Genomic DNA, 22,703 nt, shown 5'->3' on the forward strand with positions numbered 1-22,703 from the left:
CTTATTCTTTAGCGAATCACAATCCAGGTCAGCAGGCCGAGGAAGCCGATGACCATGACAAATGCGTAGTGGTGTAGATAACCGGTCTGTACATGGCGAACCACGCCGGAGACCCAGCCTACCAATTTGGCAGAACCGTTCACGATCAGACCGTCGATCAGGGTTACATCACCCAGTTTCCAGAACAGCTTACCGATTCCTCGCGAACCACCGGCGAAGACCACCTCGTTGATACGATCGGCGTAGTACTTGTTATCGAGAATGGTGTAGAGCGGCTCAAAGCGTGCCTTGATCGCAGCTGGAATATCGGGGCGTTTCATGTAGAGGAACCATGCGGTTACCACACCACTCAATGCCAGCCAGAAGGCGGGACCCGAGAGGCCGTGAACAATGAAGCCCATTACGCCGTGGTAGTTGGCGCCCAACTGAGCCAAGACGTCGTGCTCAGCGGCCACCGTGATCGAGTCTTTGAAGAAGTCACCAAACAGCATCGGCCCGATAAAGATCGCACCGGCAACCACCGAGGGTATCGCCAGCAGGATCAACGGTACCGTGACCACCTTGGGCGTCTCATGCAGGTGGGCACGGGTGTGCTCATCCATACGCTCCTTGCCATGAAAGACCAGGAAGTACATACGGAAGCTGTAGAGCGCGGTGACAAAGACTCCGATCAGAACCGCCCAGTAGGCAAAGTCGGAGCCCGCAATCTCAGAGGCGTGTACCGCTTCGATAATCGCATCCTTGGAGAAGAATCCGGCAAAGCCCGGTGTACCGATCAAGGCCAGCGAACCGATCAAAGAGGTGATCCAGGTAATTGGCATGTACTTACGCAATCCACCCATCTGGCGCATATCCTGAACATGATGCATGGCGATAATAACCGAACCGGCACCGAGGAAGAGCAGCGCCTTGAAGAAGGCGTGAGTCATCAGATGAAAAACACCCGCAGCATAGGCCGAGGCACCGAGCGCTACAGTCATATAACCGAGCTGCGAGAGGGTTGAGTAGGCCACGACACGCTTGATGTCATTCTGTACCAGACCGAGGAAGCCCATAAACAGCGCGGTGATTGCACCAATCACCAGCACCACACTCAGTGCCGTCTCTGAGAGCTCATAGAGCGGTGACATACGCGCCACCATGAAGATACCGGCGGTAACCATGGTGGCGGCGTGGATCAGTGCGGAGATCGGGGTTGGACCCTCCATCGAATCGGGCAGCCAAACATGCAGTGGAACCTGTGCCGATTTACCCATCGCACCGATGAAGAGCAGGATGCAGATTACGGTCATCAACGACCAGCTGTTCTCCCCTATCAGACTCACCGTCATATCGGAGAGAGCTGGGGCTGCTGCAAACACCTCGGCGTAGTCGAGCGTATTGAAGAAGGCGAGCACCATACCGATACCGAGCAGGAAGCCGAAGTCACCGACGCGGTTGACCAGGAACGCCTTCAGGTTGGCATAGATCGCAGTCTCACGCACCGACCAGAAACCGATCAGCAGATAGGAGACCAGACCAACCGCCTCCCAACCGAAAAAGAGCTGCATGAAATTGTTCGCCATCACCAGCATCAGCATCGAGAAGGTGAAGAGCGAGATGTAGCTGAAGAAACGCTGATAGCTGTTGGTACCGGCGAGGCTGCCCTTCGGCCAGTTCTCCTCATCGTGACTCATATAGCCGATGGTGTAGATATGGACCATCAATGAGACGAAGGTGACTACGGTCATCATCATCGCGGTGAGGTGATCGATCAGGAAACCGACCTCAAAACGAATACCGTCACTCACCATCCAGGTATAGATAGACTCGTTGAAGACCGGCGCGCCATCAAAAACAACATCTTTAAAGACAATGACCGAAAGCAGGAATGAGACCGCCACACCACCACTGGTGGCCCAGTGGGCACCGGCACGCCCCACCTGTTTGGCGAAGAAACCGGCAATGATGGCACCGATCAGCGGTGCCAGCGGGATAGCTAGATAGAGCGCTTTCATTCCACTACCCCTTCAGCGAATCGATATCTTCGACATCGATACTTTGTCTGTTGCGGAACAGCAGCACCAGAATGGCCAGACCGATCGCGGCCTCGGCGGCTGCCACGGTAAGAATAAAGAAGACAAACACCTGACCGGCGAGTGTGTTCTCAGCACCTGCGGGATTGAAGTGCGAGAAGGCGATAAAGTTGATATTAACCGCCAACAGCATCAGTTCGATCGCCATCAGCAGCACAATCACATTCTTGCGATTGAGGAAGATACCGGCCACGCTGATCGAGAAGAGCACAGCGGCCAAAAGAAGGTAGTCAGACAGAGCAATCATAATCTTGTTGACGTTATCCCGTTAAAATTCCGTAGAGTTCCACATCGCGCCTTACTGGCGCTTCTCGGCCTGCATGCTGACCAGACGAACACGATCTTCACGCTTGACCATTACCTGCTCGGTGATGTTTTGATGTTTGGTACCAGGCCGACGACGCATGGTCAGTGCAATTGCAGCAACGATTGCCACCAGCAGCACGACCGCCGCAATCTCGAAGGCGTAGACGTATTGGGTATAGAGCAGTTCACCCAGCGCGTGGGTGTTGCTGTACTCAGCATCATGACGTACCGGTGGAGCCACACGATCACTACCAAAGCGGTAGTAAATCATCATGCTCATCTCTGCCAGCACCAGTAGCGCTACAACTGCACCCACCGGTAGATAGGCAGCAAACTGGGTACGTGACTCGGCCACATTGATATCGAGCATCATCACCACAAACAGAAATAGCACCATCACCGCGCCGACATAGACCAGCACCAGCGTGATCGCCAGAAACTCCGCCTCCAGCATCATCCACAGTGCCGAGCTTGAGAAGAAGGCAAGCACCAGATAGAGCGCCGCGTGAACCGGATTACGTGAGGTGACAACACGGATCGCCGCCATCAGCAGAACGGCCGCGAAGGTGTAGAACAAGAATTGTTCGAAACTCATAACTTTTCCCGTTACCTGTAGGGTGCGTCGGCCGCCTTGCAGGCCGCGATCTCATCTTCATGTTTATCACCAACCGCGAGCAGCTTATCCTTGGTCATAATCTGCTCACCGCGCTCCTCGAAGTGATATTCGAAGATATTGGTCTCAACAATTGCATCGACCGGACACGCCTCTTCACAGAAACCGCAGTAGATGCATTTAAACAGATCGATGTCGTAGCGACTGGTACGGCGTGAACCGTCCTCACGCTGCTCCGATTCGATGGTGATTGCCAGCGCCGGACAGACCGCCTCGCAGAGTTTGCAGGCGATGCAGCGCTCTTCGCCGTTGGCGTAGCGACGCTGGGCGTGCAGACCACGGAAACGGGGTGACATCGGGGTCTTCTCTTCGGGATAACGAATCGTGATCTTGCGAGCAAAGAAGTAACGCCCGGTCAGCACCAGCCCCTTCAGCAGCTCCCAGAGAAAGAGTCGATTTACATGGCTAAGCATTCTCATCACGCAATCCCCAGATCGAACCAGGGTCCGATATTAAAGGCGATGGCAGCACCCTCAACGAAGAGCCAGATAATGGTCAGCGGAATAAACACCTTCCAGCCGAGACGCATGATCTGGTCGTAGCGATAGCGCGGGAAGGTGGCGCGGAACCAGAGGAAGATGAACATAAAAATCGCCATCTTGGCGACAAACCAGTGAATACCGTGTCCCAGCAACAGACCGATGACCGGAATCGAAAAGGCCGACTCGGGCAGGATACCCTGCAACGGAGAGAGCCAGCCACCGAGGAACATGACCGCGGTTAGTGCTGCGATCAGAATCATGTTGGCATACTCAGCGAGGAAGAAGACCGCAAAGGCCATACCGGAGTACTCAACGTGGAAACCAGCCACGATCTCAGACTCACCCTCAGCCACGTCAAACGGTGCTCGGTTGGTCTCAGCCACACCGGCGATAAAGTAGATCACCATCAGCGGCATCAGCGGTAGCCAGTACCAGTGGAAGATACTGCCCTGCTGTGCCAGCACGATATCATTCAGATTAAGGCTACCGGCTGGCATCAACACACCGACCAGAGCAAAACCCATCGCGATCTCGTAGGCGACAATCTGCGCTGCTGTGCGCATGGTGCCGAGCAGTGCATATTTGGAGTTGGAGGCCCAGCCGGCAATGATGACGCCATAGACACCCACCGAGGTAAGTGCCAATACATAGAGCAGACCGGCATCAATATCAGCCAGCAGCATACCGTTATCAAATGGAATAACCGCCCACGCCGCCAGTGCCGGGGTAATCGAGAGTACCGGTGCCAGCAGGAAGAGGAAGCGATTCGACTTGGTCGGCAGGATGATCTCTTTGAACATCAGCTTTAGTGCATCGGCGATCGGCTGACCCCAGCCCCCCAGATAACCGAAGAAACCGACACGGTTGGGGCCCATACGTACCTGCATGTAGCTGATGACCTTACGCTCTGCCAGGGTGTAGTAGGCAACAAGCGCCATCAGTGGCAGCACAATGGCGACAATTTTCGCCAGAATCACGATCACGGTCTGCAGGTCTACGGGTACCGCCGACCAGATGCTCTGAAACATCTCCATTACGCCACCGCCCTGTTTGTTTGGTTCTTCAAAGGCGTCATAGCCGCTCCAGCTCTACCCGCCCCATCAGCGGTCCCAGTTTCTCACTGCCATCGACACCCGCCGGAATCCAGGCGGCTCCATCGGCGACACGATCACAAATCTCAAAGGCCATCTCTGCTGAGTACTCACCTTGCACAATCTTAACCCGCTCAGAACCATCCAGGCCCAGACGCGACGCCTCGTCGCTATTGATCTGTACCGCCAGATCACTTCCACTGGCAGTCTGCTGCAGTGCGATCGAACGACGCACCGTACTATCAATGGCGTAGATGGGCACCTCACCGACACGTACAAGACCACTACCAGCAAAGGCAGCATCGGCGGCGACCGGCTGCGTTAGTGCGTTGTCTGCAGTCACGCCGTTAACCTCGCCACCGAGCTGTTCACACACCTCGCTCGAGGAGATAAATTCAAAACCTTCAACGCCGATTAGGTTGCCAAGCACACGCAGCACCTTCCAGCCGGGACGTGCCTCGCCCGCCGGGGCGGTGACACCTTCAAAACTCTGCCAACGCCCTTCCGCGTTGACGTAGGTACCCGAGGTCTCGGCGAAGGATGCAATCGGCAGCAGCACATCGGCCACCGCCTTCAGCTCATCACTCGCAAAAGGCGTTGCGGCAACCACACACTCTGCCGCGTCGGTCGCTGCCAGCGCATCGGCACCACTCCAGCAGTCACGACCCGGCTCGACATTAAAGAGCAGATAACCCTTACGGGGCGACTCAATAACAGCACGGGCATCGAGACCTGTGGCCTCAACCACCTGACCACCTGCGGTGCGATGCGGTACGGCTCCAGCGAGCCAGCCACCAACACTGTTACCCGCCTCCGGAAGATAACCAAGCTTGGCACCGCTCTGCTCGGCAATTACTGCAGCCAGTGCACGCAGGGTTGAGAATTCGGGGTGCGCGGTCGCCAGATTACCGAGCAGCACTGTCGCCGACTCGGCCGCTTTAAGCTGTTTGGCAATCGCACGCTGCTCATCAGAGACGTTTGCTGAGGCGATCAGCTCTTTAACTGCTGCCGAGCCAGTCGCCTCCAGCGCCTTGGCAATACCAGCCAGTGCGGCAACCATCGAAGCGGGTTCGACAACAACCTTGGCACTGAGGTCAAAATTGAAATCGAAGTCGACCGGATTGACTGTACTCACATCTGCACCGGCCAGAGTCGCCTTACGCAGTCGGTGCGAGAAGATCGGCTGCTCCTTGCGGATGTTGCTGCCGATCAGCAGCGCCGCATTGAGCTGCTCAAGCTCTGCGATCGACTGACCCAACCAGGGGTAGACCGGTGCGGAGTTCTGATCACTAAAATCGCCCTGACGCAGACGGTGATCGATATTATTTGAACCGAGAGCGCGAGTAAGGCTAGCCGCCAGATAGAGCTCCTCAAGGGTCGCCATTGGAGAGATCAGAGTGGCAAACTGCTCACCTCCATCGCTCTCAACAACGTCCTTCAGACCCTTGGCGGCACGCTCTAGTGCGGTTTCCCAATCGCACTCGCGCCACTCGCCGCGCTCTTTGACCATCGGCTGTTTGAGGCGTTCTTCGCTGTTCACACCCTGGTAGCTGAAGCGATCACGATCGGAGATCCAGGTCTCATTGATCTCTTCGTTATCACAGGGAACAGCGCGCATCACACTTCCGTTGCGGGTATGGATATGGAGGTTGGAACCGGCGCTATCGTGCGGCGCAACGGTGGTGAACTGGCGCAGCTCCCAGGGGCGCGCCGTATAGCGTGATGGCTTGGCAGTCAGGGCGCCAACCGGACAGAGGTCGATGATATTGCCTGAGAGCTCAGAGGTCAGACTCTTCTCGATGTAGGTACCGATCTCGCTGAAATCACCACGACCCGTCATACCCATTTCGCGCACACCGGCAATCTCTGCGCCAAAGCGCACACAGCGGGTACAGTGGATGCAGCGGGTCATATCGGTCGCGATCAGTGGACCGATGTCTTTTTCAATAACAACACGCTTTGCTTCGCTGTAGCGCGCCACATCACCACCAAAACCAACGGCAACATCCTGCAGCTCACACTCACCACCCTGATCACAGATCGGGCAGTCGAGTGGATGGTTAATCAACAGGAACTCCATCGTCCCCTTCTGCGCCGAGAGTGCCTTGGGTGAGTGGGTGAAGACCTTCATCCCTTCCATTACCGGTGTGGCGCAGGCGGGCAGCGGCTTGGGCGCCTTCTCCACCTCGACCAGACACATACGGCAGTTGGCCGAAACCGACAATTTCTTGTGGTAACAGAAACGCGGTACGGTAATACCCGCCGCATCGGTAGCCTCGATCAGCACCGCACCCTTACGGGCCTGCAACGGCTGACCGTTAACCTCGATTGTGACCTGTTCTTCGCTCATCGCTCTCAGCTATCTCTCAAGCCCCACCGACCATGCACTTCTTATGGTCGATGTGGTACTGGAATTCGTCACGGTAGTGTTCAATAAAGCTCTCTACCGGCATCGCTGCGGCATCGCCCAGCGCACAGATGGTGTGTCCCTTGATCCGACCGGCCACATCTACCAGCATGTCGAGATCCTCGTTACGCCCCTGCCCCTGCTCGATACGGTGAATCACGCGCGATAACCAACCGGTGCCCTCACGACAGGGGGTACACTGACCGCACGATTCGTGGTGGTAGAAGTGGGAGAGATTCTCCAGCACCCTCACCATACAGGTGGTCTCATCCATCACGATCACCGCACCAGAGCCGAGCATCGAACCGACACGGGTGATGTCGTCGTAGTCCATGGTGACATCCATCATAATGTCACCCGGCACTACTGGTACCGATGAACCGCCTGGGATAACGGCCTTTAGTTTGTGACCGTTACGAACACCACCGGCCATCTCAAGCAACTCGGCAAACGGGGTGCCCATCGGCACCTCAAAGTTGCCGGGGTTGTTGACGTGTCCGCTGACGGAGAAGAGCTTCGAGCCGCCATTATTCGGTTTACCGATCTCAAGGAACCACTTACCGCCGTTACGCAGGATATCGGGTACCGAAGCGAGTGATTCAGTGTTGTTAATAGTGGTGGGTTTGCCAAACAGACCGAAGTTAGCCGGGAACGGCGGCTTAAAACGTGGCTGCCCCTTCTTACCCTCGATCGATTCGATCAGCGCGGTCTCTTCACCACAGATGTAGGCACCAGCGCCAAGATGCGAGTGGACCTGCATATCGACACCGGAGCCGAGGATATTCTCGCCCAGCAGACCGGCGGCACGCGCCTCTTCGATAGCCGCCTCGAAGCGCTCATAGGGCTCCCAGAATTCACCGCGAATATAGTTGTAACCAACGGTGGCTCCGATCACGTAACCGGCAATTGCCATACCTTCAATAACCGCATGGGGGTTATAGCGCAGGATATCGCGATCCTTACAGGTACCCGGCTCACCCTCATCGGAGTTACAGATGATGTACTTCTGACCTGGCGCTGAGCGGGGCATAAAGCTCCACTTCAGACCGGTCGGGAAACCCGCACCGCCACGACCACGCAGAGCCGACTGCTTCAGCTCCTCGATAATCTCTTCAGCGGGGGTTTTCTCTTCAAGAATCTTTTTATAGACCTCGTAACCGCCAGCGCTCTGATACGCCTCAAGTGTCCACGACTTGTCGAGATCTAGCGTTCGAAAACAGACTTCATTAGCCATAGCGCTACTCCAGTCCGTCCACGATCTGATCGAGCTTCTGCTCGGTCAGATTTTCATGGTAATCGGTTCCGATCTGCACAACTGGTGCGTTGGCACAGGCACCAAGACACTCAACCTCTTTGATCGAATATTTTCCATCGCCAGTCACTTCGCCGAGATCGATGCCAAACTTCGTCTTCAGACTCTCGATCAGCGCTTCCGAACCATTCAGCATGCAGGAGATGCTGTTACAGACGCAGATTTTGTGCTGGCCGACCGGCTTCATCTCATACATAGAGAAGAAGGTCGCCACCTCATAGACGGCAATCGCCGGCATACCAAGGTAGTCGGCGACGGCATCCATCAGTTCGGTGGTCAATGAACCGTCATTCTGATCCTGCACGATTCGCAGCGCAGCCATCACTGCAGCCTGACGCTGTTCGGCTGGATACTTGGCGATCCAGCGGTCGATATCGGCCACCGACTCGGCGCTCAGCAGATCACTGGCCTGTTGTTGGGCTTGCTGGCTCATCAGCGGTCAACCTCACCAAATACGATATCCTGGGTACCGATGATCGAAACGACATCGGAGAGCATGTGCCCCTTGACCATCTCATCGAGTGCTGAGAGGTGGGCAAAGCCCGGCGCACGAATCTTCAGACGGTAGGGTTTGTTGGCACCATCGGAGACGATGTAGACACCAAACTCACCCTTGGGATGCTCGACCGCGCCGTAACCTTCGCCTTCAGGCAGGGTGAAACCCTCAGTAAAGAGCTTGAAGTGGTGAATCAGTGCTTCCATATCACCCTTCATCGCCTCACGGCTTGGCGGTGCGATCTTATTATCCTGGGCAATAACCGGGCCCGGATTCTCACGCAACCAGCGCACACACTGACGAATAATGCGATTACTCTGACGCATCTCCTCGACGCGGACCAGATAACGGTCGTAGGTATCACCGGTGACACCGACGGGAATATCAAAATCGACCCGGTCATAGGCTGCGTAGGGCTGCTTCTTGCGCAGATCCCACTCGAAACCAGAACCTCGCAACATCGGGCCGGTAAAGCCTAGCTGCAACGCGCGCTCGGGCGAGACCACACCAATACCAACGGTGCGCTGTTTCCAGATACGGTTGTCAGTTAGCAGCGTCTCATACTCATCGACACAGCCGGGGAAGCGATTGGCAAAATCCTCGATAAAGTCGAGCAACGTGCCTTCACGAGCCTCGTTGAGACGCTTGGTATCGGCGTCGGTCCGTTTGCCCTGGGTAGAGTACTTCGGCATCGAATCGGGAAGGTCACGATAGACACCACCAGGACGATAGTAGGTCGCGTGCAGACGTGCGCCCGATACCGTCTCATAGACATCCATCAGATCCTCACGCTCACGGAAGGCGTAGAGAAACATCGTCATCGCACCGATATCGAGCGAGTGACCACCGATCCAGAGCAGATGATTAAGAATTCGGGTGATCTCATCAAACATGGTGCGAATGTAGAGGGCTCGCTCTGGCACCTCGATGCCGAGCAGCTTCTCCAACGCCAGCACGTAGCCATGTTCGTTACACATCATTGAGACGTAGTCGAGACGATCCATATAACCGATGCTCTGGTTATAGGGCTTGCTCTCGGCAAGCTTCTCGGTACCGCGATGCAGCAGGCCGATATGCGGGTCGGCACGCTCGATCACCTCACCATTCATCTCCAGCACCAGACGCAACACACCGTGCGCTGCAGGGTGCTGCGGACCAAAGTTGAGGGTAAAGTTATTAATTTCGGGCATAACTCTCTACTCGTCCCCGTCGCTCTGCGCTTCTTCCGCAACAACCTCTTCCACACCGTAGCGGTGGTCGTCACGAATCACACGTGGCACCAGCACTCGTGGCTCGATCGAGACCGGCTCGTAGATCACACGCTGCTGCTCAGGGTCGTAACGCATCTCGACATTGCCGGTCAACGGGAAGTCCTTGCGGAACGGGTGTCCGACAAAACCGTAATCGGTAAGCAGACGTCGCAGATCGGGATGGCCTTCAAAGATAATGCCATAGAGATCAAACGCCTCACGCTCAAACCAGCTAAGACCGTTCCAGACATCAACCAACGAATCGATCACCGGGAAGTCGCTGCTCTCGGCAAAGGCCCTGACACGCAGACGCCGATTGGTTGAGATAGAGAGCAGATGGAGCACTACGGCGTAACGCTGCGCGACCTCCTGATCGGGACCAAGCGACTCGACGCCACGACTAAAGCCGGCCTCACTGGCCGCCTCGCCCTGCCACTCATCCTGGCCGTAGGTGCTGTAGTCAACACCACAGAGATCGATAGCGATATCGAATTTAAGTTCAGCATGGTCGCGCAGGGTGCGGCAGCTCTCCTGCCAGTCGGCAGCGGCCACCTCGATGGTCACCTCACCAACATCGATCTTGCAATCGAGCAGCTTGTCGCCAAAACACGACTGCAGCGTCTCTACCAGATTGTCCAGGGATTCAGACATTCAATCGTCCTAACGTGCGATGGTATTGGTTCGTTTAATCTTGTTCTGCAGCTGAATAAAGCCGTAGAGCAGCGCTTCGGCGGTCGGTGGGCAACCGGGCACATAGATATCAACCGGTACGATTCGGTCACAGCCACGCACGACCGAGTAGGCGTAATGGTAATAACCGCCACCGTTGGCACAGGAGCCCATCGAGATCACCCAACGTGGCTCCGGCATCTGGTCGTAGACCTTACGCAGTGCAGGCGCCATCTTATTGGTCAGGGTACCGGCGACGATCATCAGATCGGACTGACGCGGGGTAGCGCGGAATATACCCGCACCAAAACGGTCGATGTCATAACGCGAAGCGGCGGCATGCATCATCTCTACCGCGCAACAAGCTAGACCGAAGGTCATCGGCCACATCGAACCGGTACGCGCCCAGTTGATCACCTTATCCGCGTTGGTGGTGATGAAACCCTTCTCGAGAATGCCTTCTACTCCCACTCCAGCGCTCCCTTTTTCCACTCATAGATAAAGCCGATCACCAGCACCAGCAGGAAGATCGCCATCGCCAACAGACCAAAGATACCGATCGAATCGATTGCGATCGCCCACGGAAAGAGGAAGGCGATCTCAAGATCGAAAATGATAAAGAGGATGGCAACCAGGTAGTAACGAACGTCAAACTTCATGCGCGAATCTTCAAACGCCTCGAAGCCACACTCATAGGGTGAATTTTTTGCGCTATCGGGACGGCGTGGGCCGAGAAGGAAACCGATGGCAATAGGTCCAACGCCGACGAGCATGCCGACGGCAAGGAAGATCAGGACTGGGAGATAGTTCTCCAGCATAAATTCCTCTACTCCACCAATGCTATTCTTATTAATACCACCTCACACAACTCTGCGGTGTCGTGTGGGTGCGCGATAAAGCGAACACGAAGTTTAGGACAGAATAGCGAGAGCTGTCAACTCAGTCCAGTTTTATTTGTTCTTAAATATCAACGAGATACATTACTTCTTAGGGTATAAAAAAACGGTATACCCATAAGGTGTACCGTTTTTATAAAGGTGGTGCGGATGGCCGGAGTCGAACCGGCACAGCTTGCGCTACTGCCCCCTCAAGACAGCGTGTCTACCAATTTCACCACATCCGCAATTTTGACTATCGATCCTGACAATCAGAGCTTCGGAACATCCGAAGCAGGTGCATCCTGCTGAGGAACTGCCGGCATATCGGCAGGTAGATCACTCTCACCTGACATCGTCTCACCAGAAACTGGCGCTACAACCTCAGTGACACTCTTTGGCTGCTCTCTATTTGCCGACATAATTGCCAAGGTAAGGCTAGCGGCAAAAAAGAGTGTTGCTAAAACGGCAGTCGCGCGGGTCAGGAAGTTACCCGATCCCTGCGAGCCAAATACCGTTGCCGATGCGCCACTACCAAATGCAGCACCGGCATCGGCGCCCTTGCCGTGCTGGATCAGGACCAGAACAACTAGGCCGATTGCGATCGCCACATGTGCCATAAGTAGTATTGTTTGCATCGGACTCTTCGCTCAGCTAACCGTTAACCGGCTGCTCGACAGATAGTAAGGAAATCTTCGGCCTTCAATGAAGCACCGCCAATCAGGCCGCCATCAATATCGGCCATAGAAAGTAGCTCCGCAGCATTACCTGCATTCATGCTACCACCGTAGAGAATCTGTACCTTCTCAGCCACATCCGCACTCTTCTCGGCGATGCGCTGACGGATAAAGGCGTGAACCTCCTGCGCCTGCTCCGGTGATGCGGTCTTACCGGTACCAATAGCCCAAACCGGCTCGTAGGCAACAACCGAATCGGCCAACGCCTCAATGCCTTCAAGCTCAACCACGGCATCAATCTGACGCGCAACCACATCATTGGTAATACCCTGCTCACGCTCTTCCAGGGTCTCACCAATACAGAAGATCGGCTTCAGGCCTGATGCACGTGCAGCGGCAAACTTCTTCGCGACCATCGCATCATCCTCACCGAAGAGGGTGCGACGCTCGGAGTGACCAACCGCCACGTAGGCACAGTTAAAATCGTTAATCATCGCAGCAGAGATCTCGCCGGTGAAGGCACCAGATGCTTCATTGCTCAGGTTCTGCGCACCCCACATGATCGGGCTGCCAGTGAGCTGCGACTCAACCTCGGCGATGTAGATAGCGGGTACGCAAACTGCAACCTCAGCCTCTTTCACATCGCCCATACCGGCCTTGATTCCATCCAGCAGAGCTTTGATGCTCTCTTTAGAACCATTCATCTTCCAGTTACCGGCAACCAGGGGTCGACGCATCGTATTCTCCAAAACAGTGCGAAAAATCAGGCGGCAATATTAGCGGCACCCGCCCGATAAATCAATTTCAATTATTAATCGTTATCAGGAGGCGGCTGCCTGCTCCACAACGGCCGCCAGACGACGTGCCAGACGCTCCACTTCGACAGCATCAACCCCTTCGACCATCACCCGCACCAGCGGCTCGGTCCCCGACGGACGCAGCAGCACCCTGCCCCGCTCCGCCAGCTCACTCTCAACTGCAGCGACCTCCTGCTGAACCGCTGTCGAGGCGCTGATATCGCCACCACCCTTAGTAGCCACATTGATCATGGTCTGCGGGTACTTGGTCATACGGCGTTTCAGCGCATGCAGCGTGGCATCGCTTGAGATCATTGCGGCAACTACCTGGAGTGCTGAGACGATACCATCCCCGGTGGTGGTGCGATCGAGACAGATGATGTGCCCTGAGGACTCGCCACCCAGACGCCACCCTTTATTGTTCAGCTGCTCGATCACATAACGATCACCCACCTTGGCACGCTCAAATCCGATACCGATCTCGAGAATTGCATGCTCAAGACCAAGGTTACTCATCAAGGTGCCAACCACCCCGCCCTGCAGACAGCCGGCACTCTCTTTGGAGGTTGCGATGACAAACAACAGCTCATCTCCATCAACCACCTCACCCATGTGATCAACCATCATCACCCGATCACCATCACCATCGAGCGCCACACCAATATCGGCCTTGTGCTCCAACACACTGGCGCGAAGCGCCTCCAGATCGGTCGCACCACATCCCTCGTTAATATTAAGCCCATTGGGTTCCGCACCAATCACCACCACCTCAGCACCCAGCTCATCAAAGACACTCGGGGCGATGTGATAGGTCGCACCGTGGGCACAGTCGACCACCACCTTGACCCCCTTCAGATTCATCTCTGCGGGCAGGGTGCTTTTACAGAACTCGATATAACGCCCCGCCGCATCGACCACCCGCTCCGCCTTACCGAGCTGTGCCGGTTCGGCCATGGTGATCTCACTCTCCAGCTCACGCTCAATCGCAAGCTCTACATCATCAGGCAGCTTGGTTCCGTTGGCAGAGAAAAACTTGATGCCGTTATCGTGATAGGGGTTATGCGAAGCGCTAATCACCACGCCTGCATCGGCGTGCAGAGTACGGGTCAGATAGGCAATCGCAGGGGTCGGCATCGGGCCGAGCAGACGGATATCGACACCCGCAGCAGAGAAACCCGCCTCCAGAGCCGACTCAAACATATAACCCGAGATACGGGTATCTTTCCCGATCAGCACCCGACCGTGACCACCCTCGGAGAGCACTCGGCCAGCTGCCCAGCCGAGCTTGAGTACAAACTCGGGAGTGATTGGAAACTCACCCACTCTTCCACGAATACCATCAGTGCCAAAAAATTTACGACTCAAAATTACTCACCCTTAAGGAGTATCTGTTATCAAACAGCGTTGACCACGGCCTCAGCCATACGCACTGCATCCACCGTTTCGCGAACATCGTGCACACGAAGAATCGAAGCGCCCTGCCAGGTCGCCAGGGTTGCCAACGCTACACTGCCAAACAGGCGATCATCGACGGGCTGATCAAGCACCGCCGCGATCATCGACTTGCGCGACATACCAGCCAGCAGCGGCACACCCAGCTCACACAGCTGTTTGAGCTGTTTAAGTAGACTCAAATTGTGCTCAAGCTTCTTGCCAAAACCAAAACCGGGATCGATTACGATCTTATCCTTACCGATACCCGCTAGCTGACAGGAGGCGATGCGCTTAGCAAGAAACGAGGCGACCTCTGTCACCACATCGTCATAACTCGGCTCATCTTGCATGGTGCGCGGCTCGCCCTGCATATGCATCAGACAGACCGGTACATTTAGATCAGCCGCCGTCTCAAGCGCACCGGGCCGACGCAGCGCATAGACATCATTGATCATACCCGCACCCGCGGCCACAGCAGCCCGCATCACCTCTGGCTTGCTGGTATCGACCGAGATCGGCACATCGACTGATACAGAGAGCACCTCGATCACCGGAATAACGCGAGCCAGCTCCTCTTCGAGCGTGACGTCAGGTGCACCGGGACGGGTCGACTCTCCGCCCACATCGATAATCGCCGCACCCTCTTCAACCATCTCCTGTGCATGAGTTATGGCACTTTCAGCAGCCAGAAAATCACCCCCGTCCGAGAAAGAGTCGGGTGTGACATTGAGAATACCCATCACCTGTGGACGATTGAGATTAAGCGGCTTTCCAGCGCAGTCGAGAATCATTTGGGGAGTATAAAGTGATCAGCTAACGGGAGACAGGTTTCAGGCTCAAAGAGGGCCTGTTACCTGCAACCTGTTACCCAAGAAAAAACCCGCAATCGCGGGTTTTTTCTCTAGTGCTGTCCGGCTGGACCACCGATCGGGTCGTTGCCTGATTTAGACGAATCGGTCTTTTCAGCCGGTCCACCCTCATCCGAATCTGACTCATCACTTGAGTCCCAATCCTGAGGGGGACGAGGATCTTTACCGTCCATGATGTCATCGATCTGATCTGAATCAATGGTCTCGTATTTAATCAACGCCTTGGCCATCACATGGAGCTTATCCATGTTCTCGTTGAGCATGGTATTTGCGCGCGCATAGTTATCATCAATGATGGAGTGAATCTCCTCATCAATCACATGTGCCGTCTCATCAGAGATGCTCTTGTGTTGAGTCACTGAGTGGCCGAGGAAGACTTCACCCTCATCTTCAGAGTAGGCAAGCGGTCCAAGTCGGTCAGAGAGGCCCCACTGGGTAACCATGTTGCGAGCGATCTCAGTGGCACGTTTGATATCGTTCTGCGCACCGGTGGTGACGTTCTCCTCACCGAAGATCAGCTCCTCGGCGATACGTCCACCGTAGAGCGTAGAGATCTGACTCTCAAGTCGCTCCTTACTGGCGCTATAACGATCCGCCTCAGGCAGAAACATCGTCACACCGAGGGCGCGGCCACGTGGAATAATCGTCACCTTGTAGACCGGATCGTGTGAGGGGACCAGACGACCAACGATGGCGTGACCCGCCTCGTGATAAGCAGTGAGATTCTTCTCCTCCTCGCTCATCACCATGGAGCGGCGTTCCGCACCCATCATGATCTTATCCTTGGCACGCTCGAAATCGTCCATTTCGACCAGACGCTTGTTGGCACGCGCGGCAAACAGTGCCGCTTCATTGGCTAGATTAGCGAGATCGGCACCGGAGAATCCAGGGGTACCACGAGCGATAATCGCAGGTTTAACGTTATCGTCGACCGGCAACTTGCGCATATGCACGCGCAGAATCTGTTCACGACCACGCACATCGGGCAGCGGTACCACCACCTGACGATCGAAACGGCCGGGACGCAGCAGCGCAGGATCGAGTACGTCGGGACGGTTGGTTGCAGCAATGACGATCACGCCCTCGTTGCCCTCAAAGCCATCCATCTCAACCAGCAGCTGGTTCAGGGTCTGCTCACGCTCATCGTGTCCACCACCGAGACCGGCACCGCGATGGCGACCGACCGCGTCGATCTCATCGATAAAGATAATGCAGGGGGCGTGTTTCTTCGCCTGCTCGAACATGTCGCGGACACGCGAGGCGCCGACACCGACAAACATCTCAACAAAATCGGAACCTGAAATGGTAAAAAACGGCACCTTTGCTTCACCAGCGATCGCCTTGGCCAGCAGTGTCTTACCGGTACCGGGGGAGCCAACCATCAATACGCCACGAGGAATCTTGCCACCGAGCTTCTGGAACTTACCGGGATCACGCAGGAATTCGACCAGCTCGCCGACCTCCTCCTTCGCCTCCTCAACGCCGGCCACATCACCGAAGTTAACCTTGACCTGATCCTCACCCAGCATGCGTGCCTTGCTCTTACCAAAGGACATTGCACCGCGACCACCGCCACCGCCCTGCATCTGGCGCATGAAGAAGATCCAGACACCGATCAGTAGCAGCATCGGGAACCAGGAGATAAAGATCTGCATCAGTACCGACTGCTGCTCGGGTGGCTGCGCCTCGATCATGACGTTATTGGCGAGCAAATCGCCGATCAGAGAACGGTTATCGGTCTCGGGACTGTAGGTCTTGATCCGCTCACCACCGATTGAACTACCCGTAATGGTGCGGCCTTCGATCAATACACTCTGGATACGCCCATCTTTCACATCATTAATAAATTGCGAATAGGGCAGCGGCTGTGCGTGCTGCTGAGTGGTGCTGAAATTATTAAACACCGACATCAGGATGATTGCGATAACCACCCAAAGGAGCACATTTTTTGCCATGTCGTTCAAACCTGTTTACCTCAGATATGATAGGGGTTTTATTACTGATCAGCGTGAAGCGCTTGATTGAATTAGAGTATAGGTCACTGGATTGGTTCTACCCTACTACAGTTTAAAGTTACGGGCCAAGGCGTAGACCTCACGCGAACGTGGGCGTGAAGCCTTCGGTTTACGCATCGTCACCTTGCCGAAAGCCGAACGAAGCGCCTTGAGATACTCATCAAAACCTTCACCCTGAAAAACCTTCACCAACATGGCCCCACCGGGAGATAACGTCTCTTTTGCCAATTCCAGAGTCAGCTCAGCCAGATACATCGCTCGCGGCTGATCAACCGCACTCATACCGCTGATATTGGGGGCCATATCTGACATTACAAGGTCAGCCTGCCCACCATCGAGTAGATCGATCAGCTGCTGGTGCGGCTCATCCTCGCGGAAGTCACCCTGTATAAAGGTAACATCGGCGAGCGAGTCCATCGGCAGAATATCGAGTGCAATCACCCGCCCCGTGTCTCCCAATATGCTGGCGGCGTACTGTGACCAGCCACCGGGAGCCGCGCCGAGATCGATCACCGTCATCCCCTGCTTCAGAATACGATCCTTCTCCTGAATCTCGATCAGCTTGTAGATCGCACGCGAGCGATAGCCATCCGCCTGCGAGCGTTTCACATACTCATCGTCGAAGTGCTCCTGCAGCCAACGTCCACTACTTTTACTACGTGCCATAACTTACCAACAGCTCTTTTCAGTGAAATGGGGTGCGATACAGGGTAAACTTGCCACCCTTTTTCGACCAGCACTACTTTACAGAGGTCTATACACCCGTGCCCCTCACCGATTCACAAAAACGCCATCTGCGAGGCCTCGGCCACTCTCTTAAACCACTCATCATCGTCGGCGATAAGGGCATCTCCGAGGGGCTGATTGAAGAGACCCGCAGCACCATCACCCATCACGAACTGATCAAGGTACGGGTCAACGCGATGGATCGGGAGTCGCGCGATGCGATGATCGCTACACTCTGTGAGGCGTGTAAGGCCGAACTGATCCAGCGAATTGGACATGTCGCCCTGCTATTCAAGCGCAACATCGACAAGCCTCGTATCGAGATCCCTGCCCGCTAGTCACCCCGTTTCACACTCACCACCCCGACGGCAACCAACACCGCGCCCGCCAGCGAGTTGAACAGAAACAGCAGTGAAGAGATGCCATGCAGCATCGCAAAGCGGCTCCCCTCCAAGCTCGTGGGCAGACCTGCCGCTCGCAGCTCCGCGACCTGCGGATGGAGAATAAATTCACTCACTGCCGCAGCAATCACCATCACCAGCAACAAGCCACAACGCCAACTACGCAAATAACCCCGCCCGACTCGATAGAGTGCGATGACAAGCAGCAGTGCGGCCACCACAAGACTCAGATAGGTTGTCAGGGTGAAGAGTTCACCGGCAAGAGTGCCGGCGAGGGCGCGATTCTCAAGAAGATTGAATAGCTGTGGAACGGCCAGATAACCAACACCCCAGAGCGCGCCAACCCAAAGGGTTAGTAACAATCGCTCAACAACCACAAAAACTCTATCCATGACCGGGGCTAGCAGGGGGATTAGATGTATTTGACCTCGAGGATCTCGAAGGTGCGAGTACCGCCGGGAACATCGACAGAGACCACATCACCCTCGCTCTTGCCGATCAGGGCACGGGCAATCGGTGAGTTGAGTGAAATCTGACCCGCCTTGATATCGGCTTCATCCTCACCAACGATCTGGTAGGTCACCTCTTCACCACTCTCCTCCTCTTCGAGGTCGATAGTGGTGCCAAAAATGACACGTCCATTGGCCGGCATTGTGGTGACATCAATCACCTGCGCATTGGAGAGCTTGCCATCAATATCCTTAATACGGCCTTCAATGAAGCTCTGCTGCTCACGCGCGGCGTGATACTCAGCATTCTCTTTCAGATCTCCGTGGGCACGCGCCTCGGCAATTGCCTCAACAACACGTGGACGCTGAACGCTTTTCAGATCCTGGAGCTCAGCCTGAAGTGCCTCAGCCCCACGTACAGTCATAGGTACCTTACCGCTCATACTGACAGCTCCTTATGCAGATCCTGCAGACGGTTAACATCGGCCTCGTCGCGACGTTTCATCGCGCGACAGGCAGCCTCACCACCTGCGATTGTTGTGAAGTAGGTGACCTTGTGCTGCAGCGCCGAGGCACGAATGCCGCGCGAATCGGCAATCGCCTGCTTTCCTTCAGTGGTATTGACGATGAAACTGATCTCATCGTTCTTGATCATATCGACGATGTGTGGACGGTCTTCGGTCACCTTATTCACCACACCGCACTCGATACCCGCCTCGTTCAAGGCTCGGGCGGTACCACGTGTGGCGACCACCTCGAAACCGAGCTCAGCCAAGGTTCCGGCGACACGTACGGCACCGCCCTTATCCGATTCACGCACACTGACAAAGGCACGACCACTGCTCGGCATGGTGACGCTAGCGCCAAGCTGCGCCTTATGGAACGCCTCACCAAAGCTACGACCGACACCCATGACCTCGCCAGTCGACTTCATCTCAGGGCCGAGGATCGGATCAACACCAGGGAACTTCACAAACGGGAAGACCGCCTCCTTGACCGAGTAGTAGTCGGGCACGATCTCTTCCGTTGCACCCTGCGCCTCAAGCGTAGTACCCGCCATACAGCGGGCCGCCACCTTGGCCAGCTGGCGACTGGTCGCCTTGGAGACAAAGGGAACGGTACGTGAGGCGCGAGGATTGACCTCTATCACGTAGACGTCATTGTCCTTGATCGCAAACTGAGTGTTCATCAGACCGATAACCTTCAGCTCTTTTGCCATCACCGTCACCTGACGGCGCAGCTCATCCTGAATCTCCGCCGACACACTGTAGGGTGGCAGTGAACAGGCTGAGTCACCGGAGTGAACACCCGCCTGTTCGATATGCTGCATGAGTCCGCCGATCAGTACCTGCTCTCCGTCACAGATGGCATCGACATCGAGCTCTACCGCATCATCGAGGAAACGATCGAGCAGCACTGGCGACTCATTGGAGACCTTCACCGCGTCACGCATATAGGTGCGCAGCTCAGACTCATTAAAGACGATCTCCATCGCACGACCACCCAGCACATAGGAGGGGCGCACCACCAGTGGGTAACCGATATCCTCGGCCAGACGTACCGCATCCTCAGGGTTACGTGCGGTGCGATTGGGCGGCTGGCGCAGACCGAGCTTGTCGATCATCTGCTGGAAGCGTTCACGGTCCTCAGCCAGATCGATCGAGTCGGGCGAGGTACCGATAATCGGTGCACCGGCGGCCTCGAGATCACGCGCCAGCTTCAGCGGTGTCTGACCACCGTACTGAACAATCACGCCTTTAGGCTTCTCGAGGTCGATCACCTCGAGTACATCCTCAAGCGTCAGCGGCTCGAAGTAGAGACGATCCGAGGTATCGTAGTCGGTAGAAACAGTCTCGGGATTACAGTTGACCATGATGGTCTCGTAACCATCCTCACGCATTGCCAGAGCCGCGTGTACGCAGCAGTAGTCGAACTCGATACCCTGGCCGATGCGGTTAGGACCGCCGCCGAGCACCATGATCTTCTCTTTATCAGAGGGATTCGCCTCGCACTCCTCCTCGTAGGTGGAGTACATGTAGGCAGTCGAGGTAGAGAACTCAGCGGCGCAGGTATCTACACGTTTATAGACCGGACGGATACCGAGTTCGCGGCGCAGCTTGCGCATCTCGCCTTCACGCAGACCAATCAGCTTGGCGAGACGACGATCGGCGAATCCCTTGCGTTTGAGCTTGAAGAGGAAAGGCTTATCGATACCTGAGACACCACGCTCACGCACCTCGGCCTCAAGCGTCACCAGCTCCTCCAGCTGTACCAGGAACCAGCGATCGATCTTGGTCAACTCAAACATCTTCTCCAGGTCGATCCCGGCACGGAAACCGTCAGCGACATACCAGAGGCGCTCGGGAGTGGGACGACGTAGCGCTTGATAGAGCGCATCCATCGCATCCTCCTGCTCCATGTCGAACATCTCATCAAAGCCATCGACACCGATTTCGAGACCGCGCAACGCCTTCTGGAACGACTCCTGCTGGCTACGACCAATTGCCATCACCTCACCCACCGATTTCATCTGTGTGGTCAGGGAGTTATCGGCCTGTGGGAACTTCTCGAAGGTGAAACGCGGAATCTTGGTCACGACGTAGTCGATAGTCGGCTCAAACGAGGCCGGGGTGGCACCACCGGTAATATCGTTCTGCAGTTCATCGAGCGTGTAACCGACCGCCAGCTTCGCCGCCACCTTGGCAATTGGGAAGCCGGTTGCCTTGGAGGCGAGCGCCGAGGAGCGCGACACACGTGGATTCATTTCGATAATGGTCATGCGACCGTTATCGGGATTGATTGCAAACTGGACGTTGGAGCCGCCGGTGTCGACACCGATCTCACGCAGTACCGCCAGTGAGGCGTCGCGCATGATCTGATACTCCTTGTCGGTCAGGGTCTGTGCCGGGGCAACGGTGATCGAGTCACCGGTGTGCACACCCATCGGATCGAAGTTCTCGATCGAGCAGATGATGATGCAGTTGTCCTTGTGGTCTCGTACCACCTCCATCTCATACTCTTTCCAGCCGAGGATCGACTCCTCAACCAGCAGCTCTTTGGTCGGCGAGAGATCAAGGCCTCGTTCGCAGATTTCGACGAACTCTTCCTTGTTATAGGCAATACCGCCACCGGAGCCACCCATGGTGAAGCTGGGACGGATAATGGTCGGGAAGCCGACCTGCGCCTGCACCTGCCACGCCTCTTCCATCGAGTGGGCAACCGCAGCCTTGGGCATGTCGAGACCGATCTTGGTCATCGCCTTGTGGAACTTGTCGCGATCCTCCGCCTTGTCGATCGCCTCCTTCTTCGCACCAATCATCTCGACGCCGTGCTGCTCCAGCACACCCTCGCGGGCCAGATCGAGCGCGCAGTTGAGTGCCGTCTGACCACCCATAGTCGGCAGCAGCACATCTGGCTTCTCTTTTTCGATGATCTTCGCCACCGCCTGCCAGTTGATCGGCTCGATGTAGGTGGCATCGGCCATCTCCGGGTCGGTCATAATGGTGGCTGGATTGGAGTTGACCAGAATAACGCGATAGCCCTCTTCGCGTAGCGCCTTACACGCCTGTGCGCCCGAGTAGTCGAACTCACACGCCTGGCCGATGACAATCGGCCCAGCGCCGATGATCAGGATGCTTTTGATGTCTGTACGTTTTGGCATGGCTTCTTTGTCTGATCATTTAGGTGGTGACTGCAGCG

Annotated in this window: 22 protein-coding genes and 1 tRNA gene; 1 reads left to right on the plus strand and 22 read right to left on the minus strand. The window is 55.7% G+C overall.

What is annotated here, in order from left to right; all coding sequences use genetic code 11:
• Positions 1-8: 8 nt before the first annotated feature.
• From nuoL to rlmE, 19 genes are all read right to left on the minus strand, one after another.
• Positions 9-1,997 (minus strand): NADH-quinone oxidoreductase subunit L, encoded by a 1,989-nt coding sequence (nuoL, locus tag BOW52_RS02495; protein ID WP_078482512.1) that lies wholly within the window; start codon positions 1,995-1,997, stop codon positions 9-11.
• Between the two features lie 4 nt (positions 1,998-2,001).
• Positions 2,002-2,322, minus strand: coding sequence for an NADH-quinone oxidoreductase subunit NuoK (gene nuoK, locus BOW52_RS02500; protein ID WP_078482513.1), 321 nt, complete (start codon positions 2,320-2,322; stop codon positions 2,002-2,004).
• Positions 2,323-2,373: 51 nt separating this feature from the next.
• Positions 2,374-2,976 (minus strand): NADH-quinone oxidoreductase subunit J, encoded by a 603-nt coding sequence (locus tag BOW52_RS02505; protein WP_078482514.1) that lies wholly within the window; start codon positions 2,974-2,976, stop codon positions 2,374-2,376.
• An 11-nt stretch (positions 2,977-2,987) separates the two neighbouring features.
• Positions 2,988-3,473 (minus strand): NADH-quinone oxidoreductase subunit NuoI, encoded by a 486-nt coding sequence (gene nuoI, locus BOW52_RS02510; RefSeq protein ID WP_078482515.1) that lies wholly within the window; start codon positions 3,471-3,473, stop codon positions 2,988-2,990.
• Entirely contained in the window at positions 3,473-4,564 is a 1,092-nt protein-coding gene (nuoH, locus tag BOW52_RS02515; RefSeq protein WP_078482550.1) for an NADH-quinone oxidoreductase subunit NuoH, read from the minus strand. The genes nuoI and nuoH overlap by 1 nt, the downstream gene beginning before the upstream one ends.
• A gap of 43 nt (positions 4,565-4,607) precedes the next feature.
• A complete protein-coding gene (nuoG, locus tag BOW52_RS02520; RefSeq protein ID WP_078482516.1) occupies positions 4,608-6,977 on the minus strand; it encodes an NADH-quinone oxidoreductase subunit NuoG in 2,370 nt (789 codons plus the stop codon).
• 16 nt (positions 6,978-6,993) lie between these two features.
• On the minus strand, positions 6,994-8,268 hold the full coding sequence (gene nuoF / locus BOW52_RS02525) for an NADH-quinone oxidoreductase subunit NuoF (protein WP_078482517.1): 1,275 nt from the start codon (positions 8,266-8,268) through the stop codon (positions 6,994-6,996).
• 4 nt (positions 8,269-8,272) lie between these two features.
• Positions 8,273-8,779, minus strand: a complete 507-nt coding sequence (gene nuoE / locus BOW52_RS02530; RefSeq protein ID WP_078482518.1) for an NADH-quinone oxidoreductase subunit NuoE — start codon at positions 8,777-8,779, stop codon at positions 8,273-8,275.
• Positions 8,779-10,032 carry an NADH-quinone oxidoreductase subunit D gene (locus tag BOW52_RS02535; protein WP_078482519.1) on the minus strand — a complete coding sequence of 418 codons (1,254 nt, stop codon included), beginning with the start codon at positions 10,030-10,032 and terminating at the stop codon, positions 8,779-8,781. Before BOW52_RS02535 ends, nuoE begins: the two co-directional genes overlap by 1 nt.
• A gap of 6 nt (positions 10,033-10,038) precedes the next feature.
• Positions 10,039-10,743: an NADH-quinone oxidoreductase subunit C gene (locus tag BOW52_RS02540; RefSeq protein WP_078482520.1), complete on the minus strand. Its 705-nt coding sequence runs from the start codon at positions 10,741-10,743 to the stop codon at positions 10,039-10,041.
• A gap of 9 nt (positions 10,744-10,752) precedes the next feature.
• Positions 10,753-11,232, minus strand: coding sequence for a NuoB/complex I 20 kDa subunit family protein (locus BOW52_RS02545; protein WP_078482521.1), 480 nt, complete (start codon positions 11,230-11,232; stop codon positions 10,753-10,755).
• The gene (locus BOW52_RS02550) at positions 11,223-11,579 is read right to left on the minus strand and encodes an NADH-quinone oxidoreductase subunit A (RefSeq protein ID WP_078482522.1); all 357 of its coding nucleotides are present in this window, start codon (positions 11,577-11,579) and stop codon (positions 11,223-11,225) included. The genes BOW52_RS02545 and BOW52_RS02550 overlap by 10 nt, the downstream gene beginning before the upstream one ends.
• Before the next feature lie 220 nt (positions 11,580-11,799).
• Positions 11,800-11,884 (minus strand) — tRNA-Leu (locus tag BOW52_RS02555).
• Between the two features lie 24 nt (positions 11,885-11,908).
• Positions 11,909-12,274 carry a preprotein translocase subunit SecG gene (secG, locus tag BOW52_RS02560; RefSeq protein ID WP_078482523.1) on the minus strand — a complete coding sequence of 122 codons (366 nt, stop codon included), beginning with the start codon at positions 12,272-12,274 and terminating at the stop codon, positions 11,909-11,911.
• Positions 12,275-12,297: 23 nt separating this feature from the next.
• Positions 12,298-13,050 (minus strand): triose-phosphate isomerase, encoded by a 753-nt coding sequence (tpiA, locus tag BOW52_RS02565; protein ID WP_078482524.1) that lies wholly within the window; start codon positions 13,048-13,050, stop codon positions 12,298-12,300.
• 84 nt (positions 13,051-13,134) lie between these two features.
• Positions 13,135-14,475 carry a phosphoglucosamine mutase gene (gene glmM / locus BOW52_RS02570; protein WP_078482525.1) on the minus strand — a complete coding sequence of 447 codons (1,341 nt, stop codon included), beginning with the start codon at positions 14,473-14,475 and terminating at the stop codon, positions 13,135-13,137.
• Between the two features lie 29 nt (positions 14,476-14,504).
• Entirely contained in the window at positions 14,505-15,335 is an 831-nt protein-coding gene (gene folP, locus BOW52_RS02575; RefSeq protein ID WP_078482526.1) for a dihydropteroate synthase, read from the minus strand.
• 110 nt (positions 15,336-15,445) lie between these two features.
• Entirely contained in the window at positions 15,446-17,368 is a 1,923-nt protein-coding gene (gene ftsH, locus BOW52_RS02580) for an ATP-dependent zinc metalloprotease FtsH (protein WP_172840079.1), read from the minus strand.
• Positions 17,369-17,473: 105 nt separating this feature from the next.
• The gene (rlmE, locus tag BOW52_RS02585) at positions 17,474-18,094 is read right to left on the minus strand and encodes a 23S rRNA (uridine(2552)-2'-O)-methyltransferase RlmE (RefSeq protein ID WP_078482528.1); all 621 of its coding nucleotides are present in this window, start codon (positions 18,092-18,094) and stop codon (positions 17,474-17,476) included.
• Positions 18,095-18,144: 50 nt separating this feature from the next.
• On the opposite strand from rlmE, the gene yhbY reads away from it, so the two are divergent.
• Complete coding sequence (gene yhbY / locus BOW52_RS02590) at positions 18,145-18,492, plus strand: ribosome assembly RNA-binding protein YhbY (protein ID WP_174673069.1); 348 nt, start codon at positions 18,145-18,147, stop codon at positions 18,490-18,492.
• Here yhbY and BOW52_RS02595 read toward each other — a convergent pair.
• From BOW52_RS02595 to carB, 3 genes are read right to left on the minus strand one after another with little or no spacing between them, the layout of a single operon-like run.
• The gene (locus BOW52_RS02595) at positions 18,489-18,947 is read right to left on the minus strand and encodes a DUF4149 domain-containing protein (protein ID WP_078482530.1); all 459 of its coding nucleotides are present in this window, start codon (positions 18,945-18,947) and stop codon (positions 18,489-18,491) included. The genes yhbY and BOW52_RS02595 overlap by 4 nt on opposite strands.
• A 20-nt stretch (positions 18,948-18,967) precedes the next feature.
• Positions 18,968-19,447 (minus strand): transcription elongation factor GreA, encoded by a 480-nt coding sequence (gene greA / locus BOW52_RS02600; protein WP_078482531.1) that lies wholly within the window; start codon positions 19,445-19,447, stop codon positions 18,968-18,970.
• Complete coding sequence (carB, locus tag BOW52_RS02605) at positions 19,444-22,665, minus strand: carbamoyl-phosphate synthase large subunit (RefSeq protein WP_078482532.1); 3,222 nt, start codon at positions 22,663-22,665, stop codon at positions 19,444-19,446. The genes greA and carB overlap by 4 nt, the downstream gene beginning before the upstream one ends.
• Between the last annotated feature and the right edge of the window lie 38 nt (positions 22,666-22,703).

Source organism: Solemya pervernicosa gill symbiont, from assembly GCF_002020875.1.
In the GTDB taxonomy this organism is placed as follows: domain Bacteria; phylum Pseudomonadota; class Gammaproteobacteria.